The sequence below is a fragment of the Lignipirellula cremea genome (assembly GCF_056501455.1).
Map to the genome: position 1 here is coordinate 3,840,942 of NZ_CM151415.1, position 19,221 is coordinate 3,860,162.

Genomic DNA, 19,221 nt, shown 5'->3' on the forward strand with positions numbered 1-19,221 from the left:
GAACTTTGCCGGCGGCGAAGACCTTGCCGAAGATCTCTGTCTCTTTCGGATATGCCCCGGGAACCGGCTTCGCGGATCGTGCCGAAGAAAGCGGATCCGCAGGCGCGCGGAAGGCGCCTCAAACCCGCGATGCGGATCGCTACAATGCGCCGGTCGATGCTGACTGTCATACGGGAGCCGGGTCATGCGGGTCGCCAGGGTCGAGACTGCTTCAGGCCGTTCGCGGGAGTCGCGCGTCGTCTCGACGCAGCGCTGTGCGCTGAAGTTGCACTATGCCGCGTTCGTGCTTCTTGCGACGTCGATTACGGCGAACGTCGCGTTCGCCGACGAGGCGTTCGATCAGGCGCTCGCCAAGGTCGTCGCGGTCGGCAAGCTGGGCGAGGGGCAGGCCGCCGCCGCGGAAGCGGTGGGGGTTCTCAACGAAGCGGGACCCGACCAGATTCTTCCCTTGCTTCAGGCGATGCCGAGCGACAACCCGCTGGCCGAGAACTGGCTCCGCGGCGCGATCGAGAACGCCGCTGCGAAGGCCGAGGGCGGGGCCGTGAAGCTTCCGCTCGACGAACTGGAAGCGTTCGTCGAGGACACGCAGCAGAACCCCCGCGCCCGGCGTCTGGCGTTCGAGCTGCTCGTGAAGGAGAAGCCCGGAGTTCGGGAAGCTCTGCTCGGCAGCATGACCCAGGACCCGAGCCTCGAACTCAGGCGCGACGCGCTGGAACTCGTCATCGGCCGCGCGGACAAGGCGCTGGCCGAGGAACGGAAGGACGAAGCGATCGGCCTCTATCGCCGGACCATCGTGGACGCCCGCGATATCGACCAGATTCAGATGCTGGAGAAGAAGCTCAGCGATCTGGGCCAGAAGGTCGACCTCGCGGAGCTGTTCGGCTTCATCATGCAATGGCAGGTCGCCGGACCGTTCGACAACGTCGGCGAAGCGGGCTTCGTACGAGCCATGGGCCCCGAGCTCGAGGCGACGAAGAACGCCGGAGGCTTCGTCGACGTCGCCGCCGAATATGACGGCAAGCACGGCAGGGTCCGCTGGCAGGCGATCAAAACCGACGACAATTACGGCAAGCTCGACCTGAACGAACCCTTCGCTAAGGAGAAGGGCGTCTGCGTCTACGCCTATGCAGAGTTCGTTTCGCCCGAGGAGCGCGACGCGCAGCTTCGGCTCGGCTGCATCAACGCGAACAAGGCCTGGGTGAACGGCGAGGAAGTCCTCGTCAATGACGTCTACCACACCGGCACGAGCGTCGATCAGTACGTCGGAAAGTTCCGCCTGAAGCAGGGCAAGAACGCGATCCTGCTGAAGATCTGCCAGAACGAGCAGACCGAGAACTGGGCCGAGGCGTTCGCCTTCCAGTGCCGAGTCAGCGATCCCACCGGCGCCGCGATTCACTCGCAGGACCGACCCGCGCCCGACGCCGTCGCGGCCCCGGCGAACGTTCCGGCGGTCGCTTCGCGGTAGAAGCCTCCGGCCTCAGACAAGTCGACAGTCAGTACGAATCGAAGGCGATGCGATGATGCAGAAAACGATGCTCGGCGGCCTGGCGCTCTCGGCGGCCTGCTGCCTGTCGGCGAACGCGGACTGGCCTTCGTTTCGCGGCGGTCCCGATCTGGGAATCGTTCAGGATTCCAAGCTGCCGAAGGAACTGAACGCGGAGAGCAATCCGCTCTGGTCGGCGGAACTTCCGGGGCGCGGACCGTCGAGTCCCATCGTCGTCGGCGACAAGGTCATCGTGACCGCGTCGAGCGGCGCCAAGCAGGATCGCCTGCATGTGCTCGCTTTCGACGCGAAGACTGGCGACCGACTCTGGGAGCGGCAGTTCTGGGCGACGGGCCGCACGGCCACGCATCCGACCAGCGCGGTCGCCGCGAACACCCCGTGCAGCGACGGCGAACGGATCTTCGCGTTCTATTCTTCGAACGATCTGATCTGCCTGGATCTCGACGGGAAGCTGCTGTGGTACCGCGGGCTGGCGTACGATTATCCCCACGTCGGCAACGACGCGGGCATGGCCTCGTCGCCGCTGGTCGTCGGCCCCTGCGTCGTCGTGCAGATCGAATCGCAAGGCGAATCGTTCGTCGCCTCGATCGATCGCGCGACGGGCGAGACGCTCTGGCGGGTCGAGCGCCCGCGAGAGGCGAGCTGGTCCAGTCCGACCGCGATCGTCGACGACCAGGGCGCCGTCGCGGCGGTCCTGGTGCAGTCCAAGAATCGCCTGAGCGCGCTCGATCCCGCGAACGGCGAGGAGTTCTGGTCGCTCGAAGGGGGCGTCGATCTGATTCCCTCAGCCGTTCAGCAGGGGAATCTTCTCGCCGTGCCGTTCGACGGCCTGACCATGTTCCGGCTCGCCTCCGACCGGACCAAGGCGCCGGAGAAACTCTGGTCATCCAACAAGCTCAAGCCGGGCGCCGCCAGCCCGTTGATCGCGGGCGGCAAGGTTCTCGCGCTCAATCGCGGCGGGGTGCTGGCGGCGGGTCTGCCTGATTCGGGCGAGGTCGAGTGGCAGGTGCGCCTGGAAGGCTCGTTCTGGTCCACGCCCGTAATATCCGGCGACCGGCTCTACGGCGCGAGCGACGACGGCGTCCTGCAGATCGTTCCGCTGGAAGGCGACCGGGAGCAGATCAGCTCCCTGCAACTCGGCGAATCGGTGCAGGGCTCGCCCGCGATCGCGGACGGCGCGCTCTACGTCCGCTCCGATCGTCACCTGTTCAAGATCGGCGACCCGGCGGGCAAGTGAGCGCCATTCGCGTCACTTCGCACGTTGCATCACCCGGCCACGTCGACGTAATCGACGCAGCTGCTTGGCGAAGGGGCCGCGAGTCCGTCGTCTCGAAGGCCTTCGAGATGAAAGACGATCGCTTCGCGGATCTGCTCCTCGACCTCGCCCAGCGTGCTGCCGGTCGCGACGCAGCCGGGAAGATCCGGCAGGTAGGCTGAGTAGTTGGCCTCAGCCTGCTCGATGACGATCGCGTATCGCATGCGCGTCACTCCTTAAGAGCGGCCTGCTTGAGGATGCTGTTCAGCGAGCCTGGCGCAAAGTCGTCGGTCTGCTTCCCCGGCCCATTGATCGCCTCGCCGCTCCGACGCCGGGTTGGGTTCGACGGGAGCCGCCGGTCTACATGTAGTCGAAGTAATTGACGATATCCGGCTCCTTGGAATCGTCGAATCCTGCTTTGCGCAATTCTTCCGAAGTTACGATGCGATCGCATTCGCCGTAAATCGCTCTGAACAATGCATACCGGATCTCGCGATGAGCCGCACTACTCGCTCGATTCGCTTCGCCAATCGCAGCGCTGGCGCTTTCGACGACGCGCCCCGGTTCGCCGCTCTGCCGCAGCTTGATGACAAGCAAACCGGCTTCAAGGTATCCGTCCCAGGGACTAGCGATCTGCCCCAACGACCGCACAGTGTTTACGAAGAGACTCCATAAAACTCTTTCGGTGGAGGACATGCCGTCGGACGACAGCCGAATGCCGAAGCGGTTCTGCAGCGCTTCCAGCAGGGCCGCGTAGTACTTCTCGAAGTCCGAATGAACGAAGTCCTTACGCTGGGCGTAAATGTACGCCTCGATAAGCGTGCGATAGTCGTACGGTCGTTTCAGGCGATCGACGTGGTATCCCATTCTCGACTCCGATCGCCGTTCGTCGGGCTCGGTTCGATGCTGTCGCGAAGGCGCTCGTCCCGTCGATGGCCGTCACTTTCGAGCGTAACGTGTTTTACCTTGAAAGGGCGACTGCGTCTCGCGTCGCTCTCGCGCCTGCGAAGTCGATTAAGATGGGCCGCTTCGCTTTTACCTTCCGACGCGGCCGGCATGCACGCTTTTCCGCCTGAACTGACGGTTCCTGTTTCCGGTCCGATGAACGCCCGCGTTCGTCCGCCCGGGTCGAAGAGCGTCACGAATCGTGCGCTGATCTGCGCGGCGATGGCCGAAGGATCGAGCGTCCTGGAAGGCGCTCTGGAATCCGAAGATACGATCGTCATGCAGGAGTCGCTGGCGCGGCTCGGCGTGAAGGTCGAGGCGAAGCGCGACGCCGCGGGGAACGCTTCGACGCTGATCGTCGAGGGCTCGGGCGGCGACTGGCCGGTCCGCGAGGCGGAACTCTATCTCGCCAACAGCGGCACCAGCATCCGCTTTCTGACCGCGGCGCTCGCCGCGGGGCACGGCAAGTTCCGGCTGGACGGCATCGAGCGGATGCGTCAGCGCCCGATCGGCGACCTGCTCGAACCGCTCCGCCGACTCGGCGCGACGGCGACCTGTCCGCTCGGATCGAATTGTCCGCCGGTCGAACTCATCGCGGAGGGACTCTCTGGCGGAGAAGCGCTCGTCTCCGGCGAGATTTCGAGCCAGTACCTGAGCGGCCTGCTGATGGCGGCGCCCTACGCGAAGGGCGACGTCACGATCGCCGTGGAAGGGCGACTGGTTTCGGTCCCCTACGTCGAGATGACCTGCCGCGTGATGGAAGCGTTCGGCGTGATGGTCGAGCGCGGCGATTTCTCCCGCTTCCGCGTGCCGGCGCCGCAGCGGTACCAGGGTACGCGCTACGCCGTCGAGCCCGACGCCTCGGCGGCGAGCTACTTCTGGGCCGCTGCCGCCGTCACGCGCGGAAGCGTCCTGGTGGAGGGGCTGCGGTTCGACGCGCTCCAGGGAGACGTCGAATTCTGCCGGCGGCTGGAGGCGATGGGCTGCCGCGTCGAAGAGACCGCCGAAGGGATCCGCGTCGCCGGCGCCGACCGCCTGCGCGGGATCGAGACCGATATGAACGCGATCAGCGACACGGTGCAGACCCTGGCGGTCGTGTCGCTCTTCGCGGAGGGTCCGACGGAGATTCGCGGCGTGGAGCATATCCGCCACAAGGAGACCGACCGGATCGGCGACCTCGCGCGGGAACTGCGGAAGTTCGGCGCCAAGGTCGTCGAGTTTCAGGACGGCCTGCGGATCGAGCCCGGTCCGCTGCATGCCGCCGCGGTCGATACCTACAACGACCATCGGATGGCGATGAGCTTCGCCGTCGCGGGGCTCCGGATCCCCGGCGTGGTCCTGCGGAATCCGGCGTGCGTGACGAAGACCTATCCCTGGTTCTTCGAGGATCTGGCCCGGATCGCGACGCCCGTTAGCTGACGTCGCGTGCTGACTTCACGATGTCGGCTCGATCCCGGCGGCAAGCGGCCGGGAGAGCGCGAACGCCGCCGCTCAGCGCGGAAGCACGGGGGACTCACCGCGGAAGCACCGGGAGTTCGTCTTCCAGGCGCTCGCTGGAACGCCTCTCGCTCGCCAGATCCGAAGTCGTCGTCGGAAACGCGTCGGACTCGATTCGCGAACGGAAGCTTCCGCCGCAATGCGTGCACTGAACGCGACGTCCGACGAAGTGCATCCGGATCTGCAGGCGTCGGCCGCAGATGGGGCAACCCTGAACGACGAAGGTCTGCGACATCTCGGCGTGTCCTTCTACCGATGGGGAATCCCCGTGAACGTCACGCAGCATAAATTTATCGACCGCTAGAGTCAAGCGAAGGCAGAGAAAGTCGCATTGATGGGAGAGGAAGCTTCCGTGCGTCAGGTCAGGCCATGATAGAGACCGCCTCCCGGGTAGCAAGGGTTCGCGCGTGAAACCAGCGCAAAGATTGGAAGCGCTTATCGCGCGCAGTCGCAACTGCGAGATTTCATAATCGCACGGCCTGCTGACACGGCAGGACCGATCGCCGGAAATCCTCTCCTGGGAGAGGCCGGCGACACGACGTAAGAAGAGCTGCGAGAAGAGTTTGAGGAATAGCGGGCGCACGAATTTCGACGATCGTGCGCCGTTCTTTGCCGCCGCGCGGCGACCGGCTTTAGTACCGGAGCACGCCTAACGCTTCGATCTGCGCCAGATCCGAAGGAATCTTCTCGAATTCCCCCGTCGACGTAGTCGGCGATGCGGCTATCGCATCCAAAATATCAAGTCCGTTCACGACGCGTCCGAAGACGCAGTAGCCCTCGCCAGCCTGGGAGGCGTCGAAGTCGGGATTGTCGTTCAGGTTGAAAAAGAACTGCGACGTGGCGGAGTTCACGTCGTCCGGCAGACGGATCATGGCGACCGTTCCCTTGACGTTCTTTCGGTCGGGCGAGGATTCGTTCGGAATCGGGTCGCCGGCGTAGACCGGTCGGAGCTCGGAGTCGTAGCCTCCCGCGATGGCGATGAACCCGGCATCGACATGGTGGAAGACCGTGTGCGAGTAGAGGCCGTTCTCGACGTAGGTCTCCAGGAAGTTCTTGACCGTCTGCGGGGCTTCGTCGCGGAACAGCTCGATCGTCACCGGACCGCGGCTGGTGTGCAGCACGATCTGCGGACGGGCGCTCGGCGTGCGATCGACGACCGGCGTCTCCGCGGCGACGAACTCCGAGTCGACCGGCGGGGCAGGGGGCAGGCCGCGGGCGGTCGACGCCTTCGCGACGGTGGTCGCAGCCGCCGAGTCATTCGCAGCGGCGTTGGCCGGGGCGGACGTTCCCTGGGCGGTAGGGACTTCAGAGGAACCGCAACCCGCGACCGTCAGGGCGAGCGCGCCCGCGATCGAGGAAACGGACCAGGAAACGGTCGAATGAATGTGGCGCATCGTGGCCTCCCTGCGACGAAACGTGAGCTTCGTCAGTCGACTGCCGAAAAGGTTCGAACGCGTTTCGCCGCTCGGCGACTGCTCGAGGGCTCCGCGCGTCGTATCGGCCGCACGAGGGCATCTTGCCTTCGTACGGCGTCTGTACGCGAGCGATCCGCCCGCGGTTCGCGAGCGGACCAGAAAACTTATTCTTCGCGGGCGTATCCGAATCGCTCGAGATACTTGCCGCAGCGTTCGCCGATCTTCCGGCGAAGTTCGGCGTCCGGTTCGTGCTTGTTCGGACGGTAATCCTTGCGCGATTCCAGGTACTCGACGATCTTCGGGCGCACGGCGTCGAAGCCGGGAAGCTCGAGCTGTCGGTAGACCTGTTCCAGCGTTTCGAGCGGCGCCTTGACCAGGTCCTCGTAACGCATCTCGCAGAGGGTCTTCTCGTCGAAGCCGTGTCGCTGCGACTCGTACGCGTCGAAGAGGCGATCGAACGTGTCGAAGACGTAGTTCTCCAAGTTCCGATGCTTCGGAAACTGGAACCCCTGCGCCGCGTCGAGCGCCCGCCAGAGGCGATCGGTCGACGGGATCACCCGGTAGGGCGACCGGGCGATGTAGATGAACTTCGCGCCCGGGAAGAGCCGGGAGAGGAATTCCAGCCGTCCGCAGTGGGGCGGCGACTTGAGCACCAGGCGCTTCGGATTCTTGACCGTCAGGGCCTTGAAGAACCACTTCAGCGACTTGCCGAATCGCTCTTCCAGTTCGGGCTCTTCGCCCGACATGGAGTACAGCGATTCGTACGGCGCGGGCTCGTTCGGGAAGGCCATCCGCAGGTAGGGCGTCGGCGTTCCGAGTCCCAGCAGGGCGAATTCGTCTTCCTGCGGCAGATCGAACGCCGTCGCCATGTCGTCCATCGGACGCTTGCTCGGCATCAGGAACCAGATCAACTTCGGCAGCCAGCTTCCGGTCGCCAGGAAGTGATTCGGCGCGAAGCAGTCGTAGGTTTCCGAGAAAGCGAATTGCTCGTCCTTCACCATCATCTCGTGCAGCATCGTCGTGCCCGAACGCCAGTGCCCGACGATGAACACGGGCGGGGCGACGAGCTCGGTCTCTTCGATCCGCTTCGCGTAGAACAGGTTCTGCACGCGATAGAAGAGCGAATTGACGCCCGCGACCGGAACCAGCAGCACGGCCATCGGCCACCGCAGCGGGTGCATGCGAAAGCGATTGCGGGCCCACAGCGCGAACAGCGCGCGGAACCGCATCCCGTGCCAGAACCGGGGGCTGTAGAACGGGTAGGCGTTGAGCGGGGCGGGCTTCGTTCGCTCGGCGGTCGGCATGCGCGGCGGGCTGCGGAAAAAGCGACGAACGCCGCTGACGGAGTGGGGAACGTTCACCGGCGAATCCAGGCGCTTCGGTAGCAGACGCGTCGCGATCGGAGGTGCGATCGTCCGAGCCGTTGTACCGAATCGCCATTTTCGGGCATAGACGAGCTTACCCGGCGTTCGGGATCCGATGAACCCGGCGTCGCCTCCGCTTCGCTGCTTCAACGGACGAAGGGCGAAGGACGCGTCTGGACGCGGCGCAGGGGAATCGGATATAAGCCCCCGCCGATCCTGCGCCTTGGCGTCCGCTCTTCGACGCCGCGACGCAGCGTGCCTCCGTCTTCTTCCGCTCGGCGACCGCTGATGCACCGCCTCGCCAACTTGCTGACGTCGCTGGCTCTCGCGTCGCTCGTCTGCCTCGGATTCGGCAGCGCGGCGCTGGCGATCGACGCGGAATCGGCTGGCCTGCGACAGGACGCGACGCTGCGCGACGTGACGTTCCTCAATACCGAGGATGGCTGGGCGGTCGGCGATGCGGGAACCGTTCTCCGCACCACCGACGGCGGGGAGACCTGGATCCAGGCGGCAGTCGATTCGACCGCCATGCTGACGGGCGTCGCGTTCGCCGATCGCGAACGGGGGTTGATCGTCGGCTGGAAGCTCTCCCCCTACACGCATCGGGCGTCGGCCGAGGTCCTGTCGACCGCGGACGGCGGAGAGACCTGGATCCGTCAGACGAACGAATCCCGCAATCCGACGGCTCAGGCAGCCCGCTTGCAGCCCGGTTTTCTCGGACTGGCCGTGGGCGAAGAGGAACTTACCGCCTACGGCTACGTCAACCTGCATGCACGCACCGGCCTCGCTCCCTGGAGCGGGCCGACCATGGGTTTTCGCCGCGAGGGAATCGATCGCCGTGCCCCCATCACGGCGGCGACTCGGGCCGACGCGGGAACGTGGCTGTTCGTCGATGCACTAGGAGCGGTGAGCCGGGTTCGGGAAGGGACGCTGGAATCGGTGAAGTTTCCGGAGGCGAACCAGCCGGTCGTGAAGGCCCTGTCGCATGACGGTCCGATCGTCGCGGCAGCGGGGGCGGACGCTTTCGCCGCGGTCTCGACCGACTCGGGCGCGACGTTTCAGGTCGTTCGTCCGCTGCCGACGGAACTGAGCCGGATCGTCCATTGGAAGAGCGTCGCCGTCCGCGGGACGTCGATCTGGCTCGCCGGTTCGCCCGGTTCGATCGTCGCCGAATCGGACGACGTCGGCGCGACCTGGAAGTTTCATACGAATCTCGATCCGTTGCCGATCGAGCGAATCTTCTTCCTCGACCGCGGTCGAGGCTGGGCCGTCGGCGCGCTCGGAACGATCCGTCGGACGCTCGACGGCGGAAAGTCCTGGCAGGTGACCCGCGGCACCGGAAGAGCGGCAGCGCTCGCGACGTTCTCCGCCTCGCCGCACGATGCGCCGCTGGAGCCGCTTGCGAAGCATGCTACGGTCGACGGTTACCGCGCGGTGAACTGGACGCTGGCCGACGTCGACGACGAAGGCGCCTGGTCGGGACCGACCGCCGGCGCGAGACTCGCCTTCGCCAGCGCCGAGTGCGGAGGAGGATCGGTCGAGAACCTGACCGGTCGCGTCCTTCCGCCCGGGGCGCTGGAAGATATGAACGCCGCTCTCGGAAAGATGGCTCGCGAGGGCGTCGGCTCCGAGGAGGCGGCGATCGGGCGGCTGGCAGCCTGGATTCGAGTCTGGCGACCCGAAGCGGCGCTGATCCCTGCGCCTCCCTCGCTGGGCGGCACGCCGGCGGACGAGCAGGCACATCGCTTCGCCCTGGCGGCGTTCGATCGGGCTGCCGATCCTCAGTTCGAATACTCGGCGATGCGGACGCTCGGCCTGGAGCCCTGGCAACCCAAGCGGATCGCGTCGCCAACTTCCAGTCCGGACGTATCTCTCCGCACGGACGGCGCCGACTATGTCGCGGCCGCGCGACTTTCCCTGGTCGAGTACGCCCTGGTTCTGAACGCCTACCTCGAAACGGCGCCGGCACTGAAGTGGAAGGACGTCATCCGCTACGCGGAGATCCGTCGGAACCTGCCGCGCGGCGGTGCGAATGAACTGTTCGCCGATATCAGCGCCTCGGCAGGTTCGGCCCGCAGGCGCGAGAAGACGCCGCCCGACGCTTCTCGGCTGCGCGAGCATACGGAGGCTCTTCCCTGGCGCCGTTCCTTCGAGACGCTGGCTCATCCGGAGACGCAGGGAGAAAGCTTCGTCGCCCGGTTCGAGGACGCCGTCCGCCGCACGGCGACGTTCGGACCTCCGGCGGCGAGCGCGGCGTTGCATTCGTGCGCCTGCCTCGCGAGCGCTCGCGGGCGTGACGACCTGGCGGAGGTCGCGTGGCGAACGCTGGTCGACCGTGATCCGCAGGGAACGCTGGCCGAATACGCGTCGCTGCGGCTGGCGACGGCTGCTGCCAGCAAAGAAATTCGAGCGGCGAAAGATCGCGTGGCCGAAGCGCGAGCGGAAGCCAGGGAGCGGGAGACCGTATCGCTGCTACCTGGAGTGCAATCGTTCGAACTGCCGAAGCAAGCCTCGGATCCGAGCGGAGCGTCGGTTCGGAAGGACGACCTGGAGTATCGCGCGGTCGAGATCGAACCGGGCGCCATCGCGTTCGGCCCGGTTCCGAAGGCCGTGGCGGAACAGTTGAACGAAGTCGAACTGGGCATCGCGAAAGCGGACGACGTCGAAAGTCCGATCTCGCGCATCGATCGCATGAATCGCGCGGCGCCCTGGACGCTCGCATGGCCGCGACCGCAATTCGCCGCCTGGGCGATCGGACAGTCGCAGGGGGGAGCCGTCATTTCAGGGACGAATCCAGCTCAGCTCATCGCGACGCTTCCGCCGTCGCTCGCGGCGCTGATCGACGGAACCGTCGCCGGTTCGAGCGCCTCGCTGGTGCAGATCGTCCGCATGAGCGACAAACCTTACCTCGACGGTCGTCCGGACGAACCTGCCTGGATCGACGCCGCTTTGGCGGACCGACGCGACGGCGAACGTCTGGCGATCGGCTTCGACGACGACTTTCTCTTCGTCTTCTATCAGACGCCTAAGCTGTCGCCCGCACAGCGGGATGCCGGGCAGGCGCTGCCCGCTCGCAGAATTCCGGCGGCATCGGCACGTCGCGACGCCGCAGTGCTGGGAACCGAGCGCCTGGCCCTGGTCCTCGACGCCGACGGCGACGCGCTGACGTCGATGCGGTTCGAGGTCGATCGGTTCGGTCGCTGTCGCGAATCGATGATCGGCGACGCCAGCTTCAGTCCCACGTGGTACGCCGCGACGACCAGCGCGGGAGATTCGTGGAGCGTCGAAATCGCCATCCCGCGTACGTCGGAATGGGCCGGCAAGAAGGTCGCTCCGATCGTCGCGGCGCTCGGCGTCTACCGGATCGTGCCAGGCGAGGGGACGTTCGACGTTCTGTCGGGCCAGCCGGCTGACGATCCCAGCTTGCCCGTTCGCCGGACGCTCTGGATGGACGGAGGTCCGATGGGCGTCGCCGATTCGCCCGTAGCCGACTCGATGGGCGTCGACAGTGCGCCAGGCGTAGCCGGTCCGGTCGTCGAGAGTCTGCCAGAAGCGCCCTTCGCCCCGGGAGCGAGCGAAGCGCCTGTCGCCGCGGCGCCGGCATTCGAGCGACCTGCTTCGCTACCGAGCGCGGCGCTTCAGTTCGACGAGTCGCCGAACCAGCCCCTCCGACCGACGCGATTACCGAAGATGCGATAGAGGCGCTCCCCGCTTCGCGCGGAGGGCCTGCTTTCGAGCGTCGTGCCGGGGACGTATATTCCGACCTGCCCGTCGCCGCTGGTCCCTCTGCATCCCGGCGAACGCTGCCGATCGTCTTCCTGCCCGCGTTTCGCTGGATTCCATGGATCTGAAGAAGTACCTCCGCGACATCCCGGACTTCCCGCAGCCCGGCATTCTGTTCCGGGACATCACGCCGCTGCTCAAGCATCCGCCGGCGTTCCGCGAAGCGATCGACCAGTTCAAGCGGGTCTATCAGGACCAGCAGATCGACGCGATCGTCGCCGCCGAAGCGCGTGGCTTCATCTTCGGCGCTCCGCTGGCGCTCGAACTGGGCGTCTCGTTCGTGCCGGTGCGAAAGCCGGGGAAGCTTCCCTTCCAGACGATCGCCCACGAGTACGAACTGGAATACGGACACGACAAGCTGGAGGTCCACGTCGACGGCATCGAGGCGGGGCAGCGGGTGCTGATCGTCGACGATCTGCTGGCGACCGGCGGCACGGTCGAAGCCTGCTGCCGGCTGCTCGAACAGACGCAGGCCCAGATCGTCGGCTGCGCCTTCGTGATCGAACTGCGATCGCTTAAGGGGGCGGCCAAGCTTTCGCCCCACCCGATCCATTCTCTGGTGGTGTACGACTGAGCTCGGAGCGGAGCGCTCGAATCATGACGCCGTCGGATGAGAAAGCTCCAGCGTTCGACGGCGCAGAACCTGAAATCCCTGCCATGCATCGGCAGGGACCGACCGCGAGGACGCAGACGATCGGATGCCTGCTGGCGGCGTTCTTCGTCGTCCTTCCGGCGCTGGCGTATTTCGGGCTCTTCGCGGTTTTGGTGGTCGACTCGCTGTTCTTCGACGACCGGCTGTTCTTCTCCCTGCCGGACGGCATGGAGTCATTTCTGATCCAGGCGTACTCGCCGGTCACCTACTTTCTGCGACCCTTCCTGGCCGCCCTCTAGATCGCCGCCGGCATCGCGGTCGTTCGATAGCCCGGGCCTGCGATCGGCATCGAACCTGCCCTTCATCGCCGTCGAAACGCGATAGGCTACCGCTGGCGGGTTCGATAGAATGACGAAGAGAGGAAGAGTCGAGGGGCTCCGTCGTCGTTGCGGAATAGAACGGCGTCGAGGCGCTCTTCGCCTTCTCGCGACCTTCCGAATCGCTCTCCCCGACGCCCGTTCAGCGAACCCGCGGGACGCCAGCGCTTCGGCTGCACGCTCACCTTCCGACGAAAGGCGAACCTATGGCCTTGTCACGCTTTCAGGCCGGCGCTCCGCAATCTCTGGCTGTCGCCCGGCGATCTTGGACGACCGTCAGGCGATTCTGTTCGGCTGCGACGCTTGCCGCCTGTCTCCTGGGCGGCGCTTCCGTCCATGCGCAGGAGGGTCAGGCCGATCTCGACGCGGCCACCCAGCAGAAGATCACCGCCCGAACCGGCGACGACCTGAAGAAGGTCGTCGAACTGGTCGAGTCGGCGATGAAGAAGGGACTCGACGAAGAGAACACGGCCTTCGCGAAGCAACTCCTGACGTCGTCGCTGTACCAGCAGGCGGAGGAGATGGCCAATCGCATCACCGAGCAGTCGCCTCCTCCGCAGGAGTGGCCCCGGCTGCGTCGCGAATCGCTCAAGCTGCTCGTGCGGGCGATCGAGGTCGACAAGGACCAATACGACGCCCATCTGCTGATCGCGAAGTTGAACGCGCTTCCGCGCGGAGATCGCGAAGAGGGGCTCGTGTCGGTCGACGAAGCGGTCCGGCTCGCGAAGGACGATACGCAGAAGCTGGTCGAAGCCCTTCTCGTCCGCATCGCGCTCGCCGAAGAGGATGACCAGCGCATCGCCGATCTGAACCAGATCCTGGCCATCGACGACAGCAACGCCAAGGCGCTGCTGATGCGCGGAATGCTGCTCGCGCAGTCGGAAGAGTTCGAGAAGTCGCTGGCCGACTTCCAGAAGGTGCTCGAATCGGACGCGGACAACTTGCCCGCGCTGCAGGCCTCGATCGAGGCGCTGTTCCAGCTCGAACGGTTCGACGAAGCCGAATCGGTCCTGCAGAAGGTGATCGACAAGGCGCCGCAGAGCCCCGAACTGCAGATCATGCGGGCGAAGCTGCTGCTCGCGCAGGACAAAAAGGACGAAGCCAAGGCCGCGATGGACAAGGCGGTCGAACTGGCGCCCGACGCGCTCCTCCCCCGGCTGACGCGGGCGGAGATGTCGATCCAGCAGGAACGCTACGCCGAAGCGGAAGCCGACCTGAGCAAGCTGCTGACCGCGCAGCCCGGTCTCGTGCAGGCGCTCCTGCTTCGCAGCATCGCGAACGCCGGTCAGGAGAAGTGGGACGCTGCGATCATCGACATGAAGAAGCTGGTCGATTCGGCGCCGGGCGAAATCAGTTGGAAGATGCAGCTTGGGCTCTACTACAACGCTTCGGATCGGCCGCGGAAGGCGATCGAACTCTTCACCGAAGCGCTGGAACTCGAACCGGGCAGCATCGAAGCGCTGCGCGGACGGGCCGACGCCTACCTGAGCATCGGCGAGCAAGAGAAGGCGCTGCCCGATTACGAAAAGATCCTGGAGCAGGATCCGAAGCACGAAGGGGCGCTGAACAACTACGCCTGGGTGCTGGCCACCTCGCCGAAGGACGAAATCCGGGACGCGAAAAAGTCGCTGGAATTCGCGCTCAAGGCGGTCGAAGTCACCGAAGGTAAGAAGCCCCACATCCTGAGCACGCTCGGCGCCGCTTACGCGGAGAACGGCGACTGGGAGAAGGCGCTCGAGTGGTCGAAGAAGGCCGTCGAGATGGCCGAAGACGACGAGATGCGGTCGCAGCTCCAGAAGGAAGTCGACTCCTACGAAAAGAAGGAGCCGGTCCGCGAGCTTCAGCAGACCGAAGAGAAGCCCGACGTCGAGATCCCGGGCGAAGACGACTTCGACCTGTAAGCGCCGACGCCGAACGCATCGCGAAAACGAACAAAGGGAGAGCGAATCGTCGCTCTCCCTTTTTCGTTACGCGTTTATGTGACCCGGTCTCGTGCCCGCACGACATTCAGTCGTGGAACGCCTTACTGGCCCTGGGCCTTCTGTCCCCAGGTGGAGAGCTTCGTTCCGGCGGCGTTCGCCTGTTCGCGGAACTGTTCCAGCTTGGCCAGGTTCTTCTTCTCGATCCCTTCGCGGCCGACGACGATCGCCGCCTGCATCTCGTTGATGCCCTCTTCCAGGTAATCGTGATAGCTCGGCGGCGAGTCCGGGTACTCCGATTCGATGGCCGTCAGCATCGCGTCGACCTCGTCCAGCTTGGCGAGCGCCGCCTTCTGCGAAGCGGGAGCGCCGAAGAACGCGGCAGGCTTCGACGCCATGACCTGCACCTCCTGCAGCTTGGTCGCGGCCTCCTGAATCTTCGGCCCCCATTCGGAAGCCTGGAGCGAATAGCCCATGCCGCAGCCGGCGAGGAGCGTCGCCCCTGCCGCGAGCAGCGAACCGATGCAGAAGCGAAGCGGACGACTGAGCATGACGGAGAGGATCGTGAGCGAAACGAAGGAACGAAGTCGAAAGAGCCGGAGAGCGATCGACCCCTGCCTCAGCGAGGCGAGACGGGTTCCGCCTGCGATGCGGCGCCGATCGCGACGTCCGGCGCGGCCGATCCAGCGGCGACGCGCTCGGGAAGCTTGCCCGCGTCGGCCGAACCGAACCAGATGTTCCAGAGCAGGCCGCTGAAGCGTGGAAGGTCGGCGACGAACGTGGCGTAGCGCCAGCCGACGCCCTTTTTCCGCAGACCGCGAGGTCCCAGGATGTAGTTCGCCGCGCAGCCCACCGCCAGGTTGCGTCCGCCGGCGAGGCGGCGGTTGGACTCCGCCTCGGTTCCGCCGACGTAGGCCTCCTTGCGTCCGCCGGTCAGATGGGCGTAGTCGTGATTGTGGTGAACGGCGAGCGCTCGGCGGGTGATGTCGATCACCGGGAGTTCGCGCTCGTGCGCCGAGGCGACGACCCAGTTGTCCCAGTTAGCCCTTCCGATCGCGAACGCGGGAATCTCTTCGTACGGTCCCCGCGGGAAGACGAAGTAATCCTTGCAGACGGCCGGCGCGAGCGACCCGGTCTTCCTTGCGATGGAAATCAGGTCCTCCCGCTCCTCGGTCTTGCGGCAGTCGAGCGGAACCTCGATATCGACGTCGGTTCGGCGACCGATCGCCAGGAACGGCTCCTGCATCAGTTCGTCGAGCGCCGCGAGCGTCTCGACGAAGTCGTCGAACAGGGCGATGTCGGCGTTGACGTAAACGAGGTACTTTCCCCGTCCGCGCTGGTGGGCTTTGCGGAACAGGTCGTCGAGCAGGGGGGTGCCCTTCTCGTTCCGCGCGATGTCGGGGTGGTGGGTCACGCCGAACTCGGCGGCGGCCTCGGCGGTGCCCTCGTCGTCGCCGAACAGCAGCGGCTCGACCTGCGGACCCAGCGCGGCCCAACTGCTCACGGCGTTTCGCTGGATCGTCCCGACGTGACCATGGAAGGCCTTCGGCAGGGCGAACAGCGTCGCGAGCGGCGTCTCGCCCCGTTCGGAGCTCGACGCGGCGGCCTGATTCGGAGCGTCAGCGGACAAAAACGGGCCTCGCGTCGTCAGGCGGAGTTGCGGATCGTCGGCGAGCCGCGAGTTCCAGGTCGGAGGAGACAAGTCGCCCGATTATAATCTGGCGTCCGGAGCGTCCCGGCGGCATTCTTTCTTGAGTCCGATTTCCCGCAAGTCAGGCGTCCGACTCGCTGGATGTAGGGATCCTGCGTAAGACGCCGCCTGGACCGGCTGCTCGCGACTCGGCTTGCCCCGAATCTCCCCGGCGCGGTATCTCGGTCGAAGTACTCTGGACGCGGGGCGCTAAGGCTCCCGCCGCGTTCGGATTCGCAGAAAACAGGAGCGCCCGACCTCCGGGGAAGCGCCCTGTGCCCGGGAGAACCGCCGCCTTGTCCGCGATTTCCGAATCCTTCGAGTCGGGATCGAAAAGCCGATCCGACCGCGCCAGCCGCCCGCTTCTGCCCGTAGGCCGAGACTCGCGAAACGGTAGCGGCTTGTGCGCTGTTTCCGCAACGATTCAAGACGCCGGGAACGCTACATTGTCAGTGCGACACGCACTCGCGACCGAAACGCTCATGCCTGCCGCCACCGACCGCGAATCGACCCTGCAGGCGATCCGCTCGGCCATCCTCGCCGAACGGGACGGATTGCAGCGCCTGCATGACGGGGTCGGCGAACCTGCCTTCCGCGCGGTCGAAACGCTCGATGCCTGCCGCGGTCGCCTGATCGTCGCGGGAATGGGCAAAATGGGCTGGATCGGTCGCAAGATCTCCGCCACGTTCTGCAGCATCGGGCTCCCTTCGGTTTTCCTCCATCCGGCGGAGGCTATTCACGGCGACCTCGGCATCCTCGGCGACGGCGACGTCCTGCTGGCCCTCTCCAACAGCGGCGAGACCGAAGAAGTCGTCGTGCTGATGGAGCACGTCAAACGCTTCGGGATTCCTGTCGTATCGCTGACTGGCAACGCGGCCAGCTCGCTCGCGCGTTACAGCGATGTCGTGATCGACATTAGCGTCGAACGCGAGGCCGATCCGCTGAATCTGCTTCCCACCGCCAGCGCGGCCGCGTGCCTGGCCATGGGCGATGCGCTCGCCTCGGCGATCGTCGCCCGGCGGGGCTTCAGCCGGGAGCAGTTCGCGCTGTTTCATCCGGGCGGGAACCTGGGGCGGAAGCTGCTCTGGACCGTGGCGGACCTGATGCATCGCGGCGACCGCATTCCGGCGGTGCGTCCCGGGGCGCTCCTGAAGCAGGCGCTGGTCGTGATGACGAGCAAGACGCTCGGGGCCGCGTTCGTGGTGAACGAGGACCAGACGCTCGCGGGCGTCTACACCGACGGCGACTTGCGGCGAACGCTGGAGCGGGACTGCTCGGCCCTCGAGCAGCCGATCGACGACGTGATGACTCGCTCGCCCCGCACGATCCAGGCCGATGCGCTGGCCGCCGAAGCGCTCCACCTGATGGAGTCGAAGAAGATCACCGTGCTGCCGGCGCTCGACGAGGCGGATCGCGTCGTCGGCGCGATTCATCTGCACGATCTCGTCCGGGCGGGACTGGCGTGACGCCCGAGTCGCCGACCGAAGCGTCTGAGCATCCGATCGTTGCGCCCGAATCGCCGGTCGCTGTGCTCCTTGCGACGAGCGTTCCGTTCTGGCGACTGGAGCGCGGATCGCACCGCCGGATCGAGGCGATGGTTCGCTCGCTGGCGAACTCCGGCGTGCAGTGGAGCCTGGCCTACCTGGCGGACGACCCCTTTCCCGCCGACTTCGCGCCCTTCGGCATCGTCGAAGCGAGGCGCCTGCCGCATACGCCGGGACCGACGCCGCGAGGGCTCTCCGGCTTCCTGTCGAAGCATTGGAAAGGGACGGCGAACGCACTGAACATCGCCGCAGCCAGGGTTCGCGGGTCGATCGCGTCAGCGACGGGGTCGACCGCGTCAGCCTCGGGGTCGACTCCGAAGAAACTCGCCGACTTCTACTCGGGCGAAGCGGTCGAAGCGCTGGCCGAGTGGATGAACGAAAAGCGCTTTCATGGGGCGCTCGTCGAATACGTTCATCTGGCCTACCTGCAGCAGGCCGATGCGCTGCTGTCCGCGGAGCGACGTCCGACCTGGCTGATCGATACGCATGACGTCATGTGGCAGCGGGCCGAGCGCCATGCCCAGGCGGGCGCCTCGCATTGGCTCGCCATCGATCGCCAGGAAGAGTCGCAGGCGCTGACGCCCTTCGATGCGACGCTGGCCATTCAGCCGGTCGAACGGGAGACGTTGCAGGCCATGCTGCCCGGTCGACGCGTGCTGCTCGCGCCGCATGCGGTCGAGCTGCCTGAGGGCGTTGCGAATATTAGTCCGTCGCTTCCCGCGGCGTTCGACGCGTTGCGTCCGCTCTGCGTCGGATTCATCGGTTCGGGCGGGGCGATGAACCTCGATTCGGCGAAGGTTCTGCTCGAAGAGATCTGGCCGCGGATTGAAGCGGCGTGCGGCGACGCGGTCCGTCTGGTTCTCGCCGGCGAAGCGACGGAAGGCTTTCGCGAGTCGCACCGCTCTTCGCGCACGACGTTCCTGGGCCGCGTCGCGAACCTGAGCGAGTTCTATTCCCGCATCGACGTTTCCGCGAACCCCGTCCGCTTCGGCGCCGGGCTCAAGATCAAGAACGTCGAAGCGCTCGCCTACGGCAAGAGCCTCGTCACGACCACGGTCGGCGCCGCCGGAATGGAAGCAGGCAGCGGCGCCGCGTTCGTCGTCGCGGACGAGCCAGATCGCTTCGCCGAAGCGATCGTGAGTTGGTCGAGCGATCCCGCAGCGCTTAACGCGTTCGCGCGCGCGGGCCGCGACTTCGCGCGGAAGACGTTCTCTCCGGAGGCCGCGTACGGCGAAGTTCTCTCGCTGCTTCGCGAGGCGGCGAAGCGATAGCGTTTTCGAAGAGCGTTTCGTCAGTCGGCATCGTTCGTGTGCCACGGCTGGCTCGTCCAGCCGTG

General features: G+C 65.8%; 16 protein-coding genes. 9 read left to right on the top strand and 7 right to left on the bottom strand.

Annotation, left to right across the window (positions count from 1 at the left end; all coding sequences use genetic code 11):
* Positions 1–184: 184 nt before the first annotated feature.
* Entirely contained in the window at positions 185–1,465 is a 1,281-nt protein-coding gene (locus tag SH602x_RS15210; protein ID WP_479473114.1) for a hypothetical protein, read from the top strand.
* Between the two features lie 52 nt (positions 1,466–1,517).
* Positions 1,518–2,741, top strand: coding sequence for a PQQ-like beta-propeller repeat protein (locus SH602x_RS15215; RefSeq protein WP_479473115.1), 1,224 nt, complete (start codon positions 1,518–1,520; stop codon positions 2,739–2,741).
* A gap of 29 nt (positions 2,742–2,770) precedes the next feature.
* Here the strand turns inward: SH602x_RS15215 and SH602x_RS15220 are convergent, their stop codons facing one another.
* Together SH602x_RS15220 and SH602x_RS15225 are read right to left on the bottom strand one after the other, a co-directional pair.
* Positions 2,771–2,983 carry a type II toxin-antitoxin system HicB family antitoxin gene (locus SH602x_RS15220; RefSeq protein WP_479473116.1) on the bottom strand — a complete coding sequence of 71 codons (213 nt, stop codon included), beginning with the start codon at positions 2,981–2,983 and terminating at the stop codon, positions 2,771–2,773.
* A gap of 136 nt (positions 2,984–3,119) precedes the next feature.
* Positions 3,120–3,626, bottom strand: coding sequence for a hypothetical protein (locus SH602x_RS15225; protein ID WP_479473117.1), 507 nt, complete (start codon positions 3,624–3,626; stop codon positions 3,120–3,122).
* A 189-nt stretch (positions 3,627–3,815) separates the two neighbouring features.
* On the opposite strand from SH602x_RS15225, the gene aroA reads away from it, so the two are divergent.
* A complete protein-coding gene (aroA, locus tag SH602x_RS15230; protein WP_479473118.1) occupies positions 3,816–5,123 on the top strand; it encodes a 3-phosphoshikimate 1-carboxyvinyltransferase in 1,308 nt (435 codons plus the stop codon).
* Positions 5,124–5,217: 94 nt separating this feature from the next.
* On the opposite strand, the gene SH602x_RS15235 is transcribed toward aroA, so the two are convergent.
* The 3 genes from SH602x_RS15235 to SH602x_RS15245 form a co-directional block, all read right to left on the bottom strand.
* The gene (locus tag SH602x_RS15235) at positions 5,218–5,436 is read right to left on the bottom strand and encodes a hypothetical protein (RefSeq protein ID WP_479473119.1); all 219 of its coding nucleotides are present in this window, start codon (positions 5,434–5,436) and stop codon (positions 5,218–5,220) included.
* 397 nt (positions 5,437–5,833) lie between these two features.
* Positions 5,834–6,595: a peptidylprolyl isomerase gene (locus SH602x_RS15240; RefSeq protein WP_479473120.1), complete on the bottom strand. Its 762-nt coding sequence runs from the start codon at positions 6,593–6,595 to the stop codon at positions 5,834–5,836.
* A gap of 185 nt (positions 6,596–6,780) precedes the next feature.
* Positions 6,781–7,977, bottom strand: a complete 1,197-nt coding sequence (locus SH602x_RS15245) for a sulfotransferase family protein (protein ID WP_479473121.1) — start codon at positions 7,975–7,977, stop codon at positions 6,781–6,783.
* Between the two features lie 291 nt (positions 7,978–8,268).
* Here SH602x_RS15245 and SH602x_RS15250 point away from each other — a divergent pair, with 291 nt between their 5' ends.
* From SH602x_RS15250 to SH602x_RS15265, 4 genes are all read left to right on the top strand, one after another.
* Entirely contained in the window at positions 8,269–11,679 is a 3,411-nt protein-coding gene (locus SH602x_RS15250; protein WP_479473122.1) for a YCF48-related protein, read from the top strand.
* 142 nt (positions 11,680–11,821) lie between these two features.
* Positions 11,822–12,337, top strand: coding sequence for an adenine phosphoribosyltransferase (locus SH602x_RS15255; RefSeq protein WP_479473123.1), 516 nt, complete (start codon positions 11,822–11,824; stop codon positions 12,335–12,337).
* 83 nt (positions 12,338–12,420) lie between these two features.
* Complete coding sequence (locus SH602x_RS15260; RefSeq protein WP_479473124.1) at positions 12,421–12,654, top strand: hypothetical protein; 234 nt, start codon at positions 12,421–12,423, stop codon at positions 12,652–12,654.
* Between the two features lie 284 nt (positions 12,655–12,938).
* On the top strand, positions 12,939–14,633 hold the full coding sequence (locus SH602x_RS15265) for a tetratricopeptide repeat protein (protein WP_479473125.1): 1,695 nt from the start codon (positions 12,939–12,941) through the stop codon (positions 14,631–14,633).
* A 122-nt stretch (positions 14,634–14,755) separates the two neighbouring features.
* On the opposite strand, the gene SH602x_RS15270 is transcribed toward SH602x_RS15265, so the two are convergent.
* Positions 14,756–15,202 carry a hypothetical protein gene (locus SH602x_RS15270; protein WP_479473126.1) on the bottom strand — a complete coding sequence of 149 codons (447 nt, stop codon included), beginning with the start codon at positions 15,200–15,202 and terminating at the stop codon, positions 14,756–14,758.
* A gap of 68 nt (positions 15,203–15,270) precedes the next feature.
* Complete coding sequence (locus SH602x_RS15275; RefSeq protein WP_479473127.1) at positions 15,271–16,353, bottom strand: glycosyltransferase family A protein; 1,083 nt, start codon at positions 16,351–16,353, stop codon at positions 15,271–15,273.
* Between the two features lie 470 nt (positions 16,354–16,823).
* Between SH602x_RS15275 and SH602x_RS15280 the strand changes: the two genes are divergently transcribed.
* Together SH602x_RS15280 and SH602x_RS15285 are read left to right on the top strand one after the other, a co-directional pair.
* On the top strand, positions 16,824–17,807 hold the full coding sequence (locus SH602x_RS15280; protein WP_479473128.1) for a KpsF/GutQ family sugar-phosphate isomerase: 984 nt from the start codon (positions 16,824–16,826) through the stop codon (positions 17,805–17,807).
* Positions 17,808–17,935: 128 nt separating this feature from the next.
* On the top strand, positions 17,936–19,156 hold the full coding sequence (locus tag SH602x_RS15285; protein ID WP_479473129.1) for a glycosyltransferase family 4 protein: 1,221 nt from the start codon (positions 17,936–17,938) through the stop codon (positions 19,154–19,156).
* The last annotated feature ends 65 nt before the right edge of the window (positions 19,157–19,221 follow it).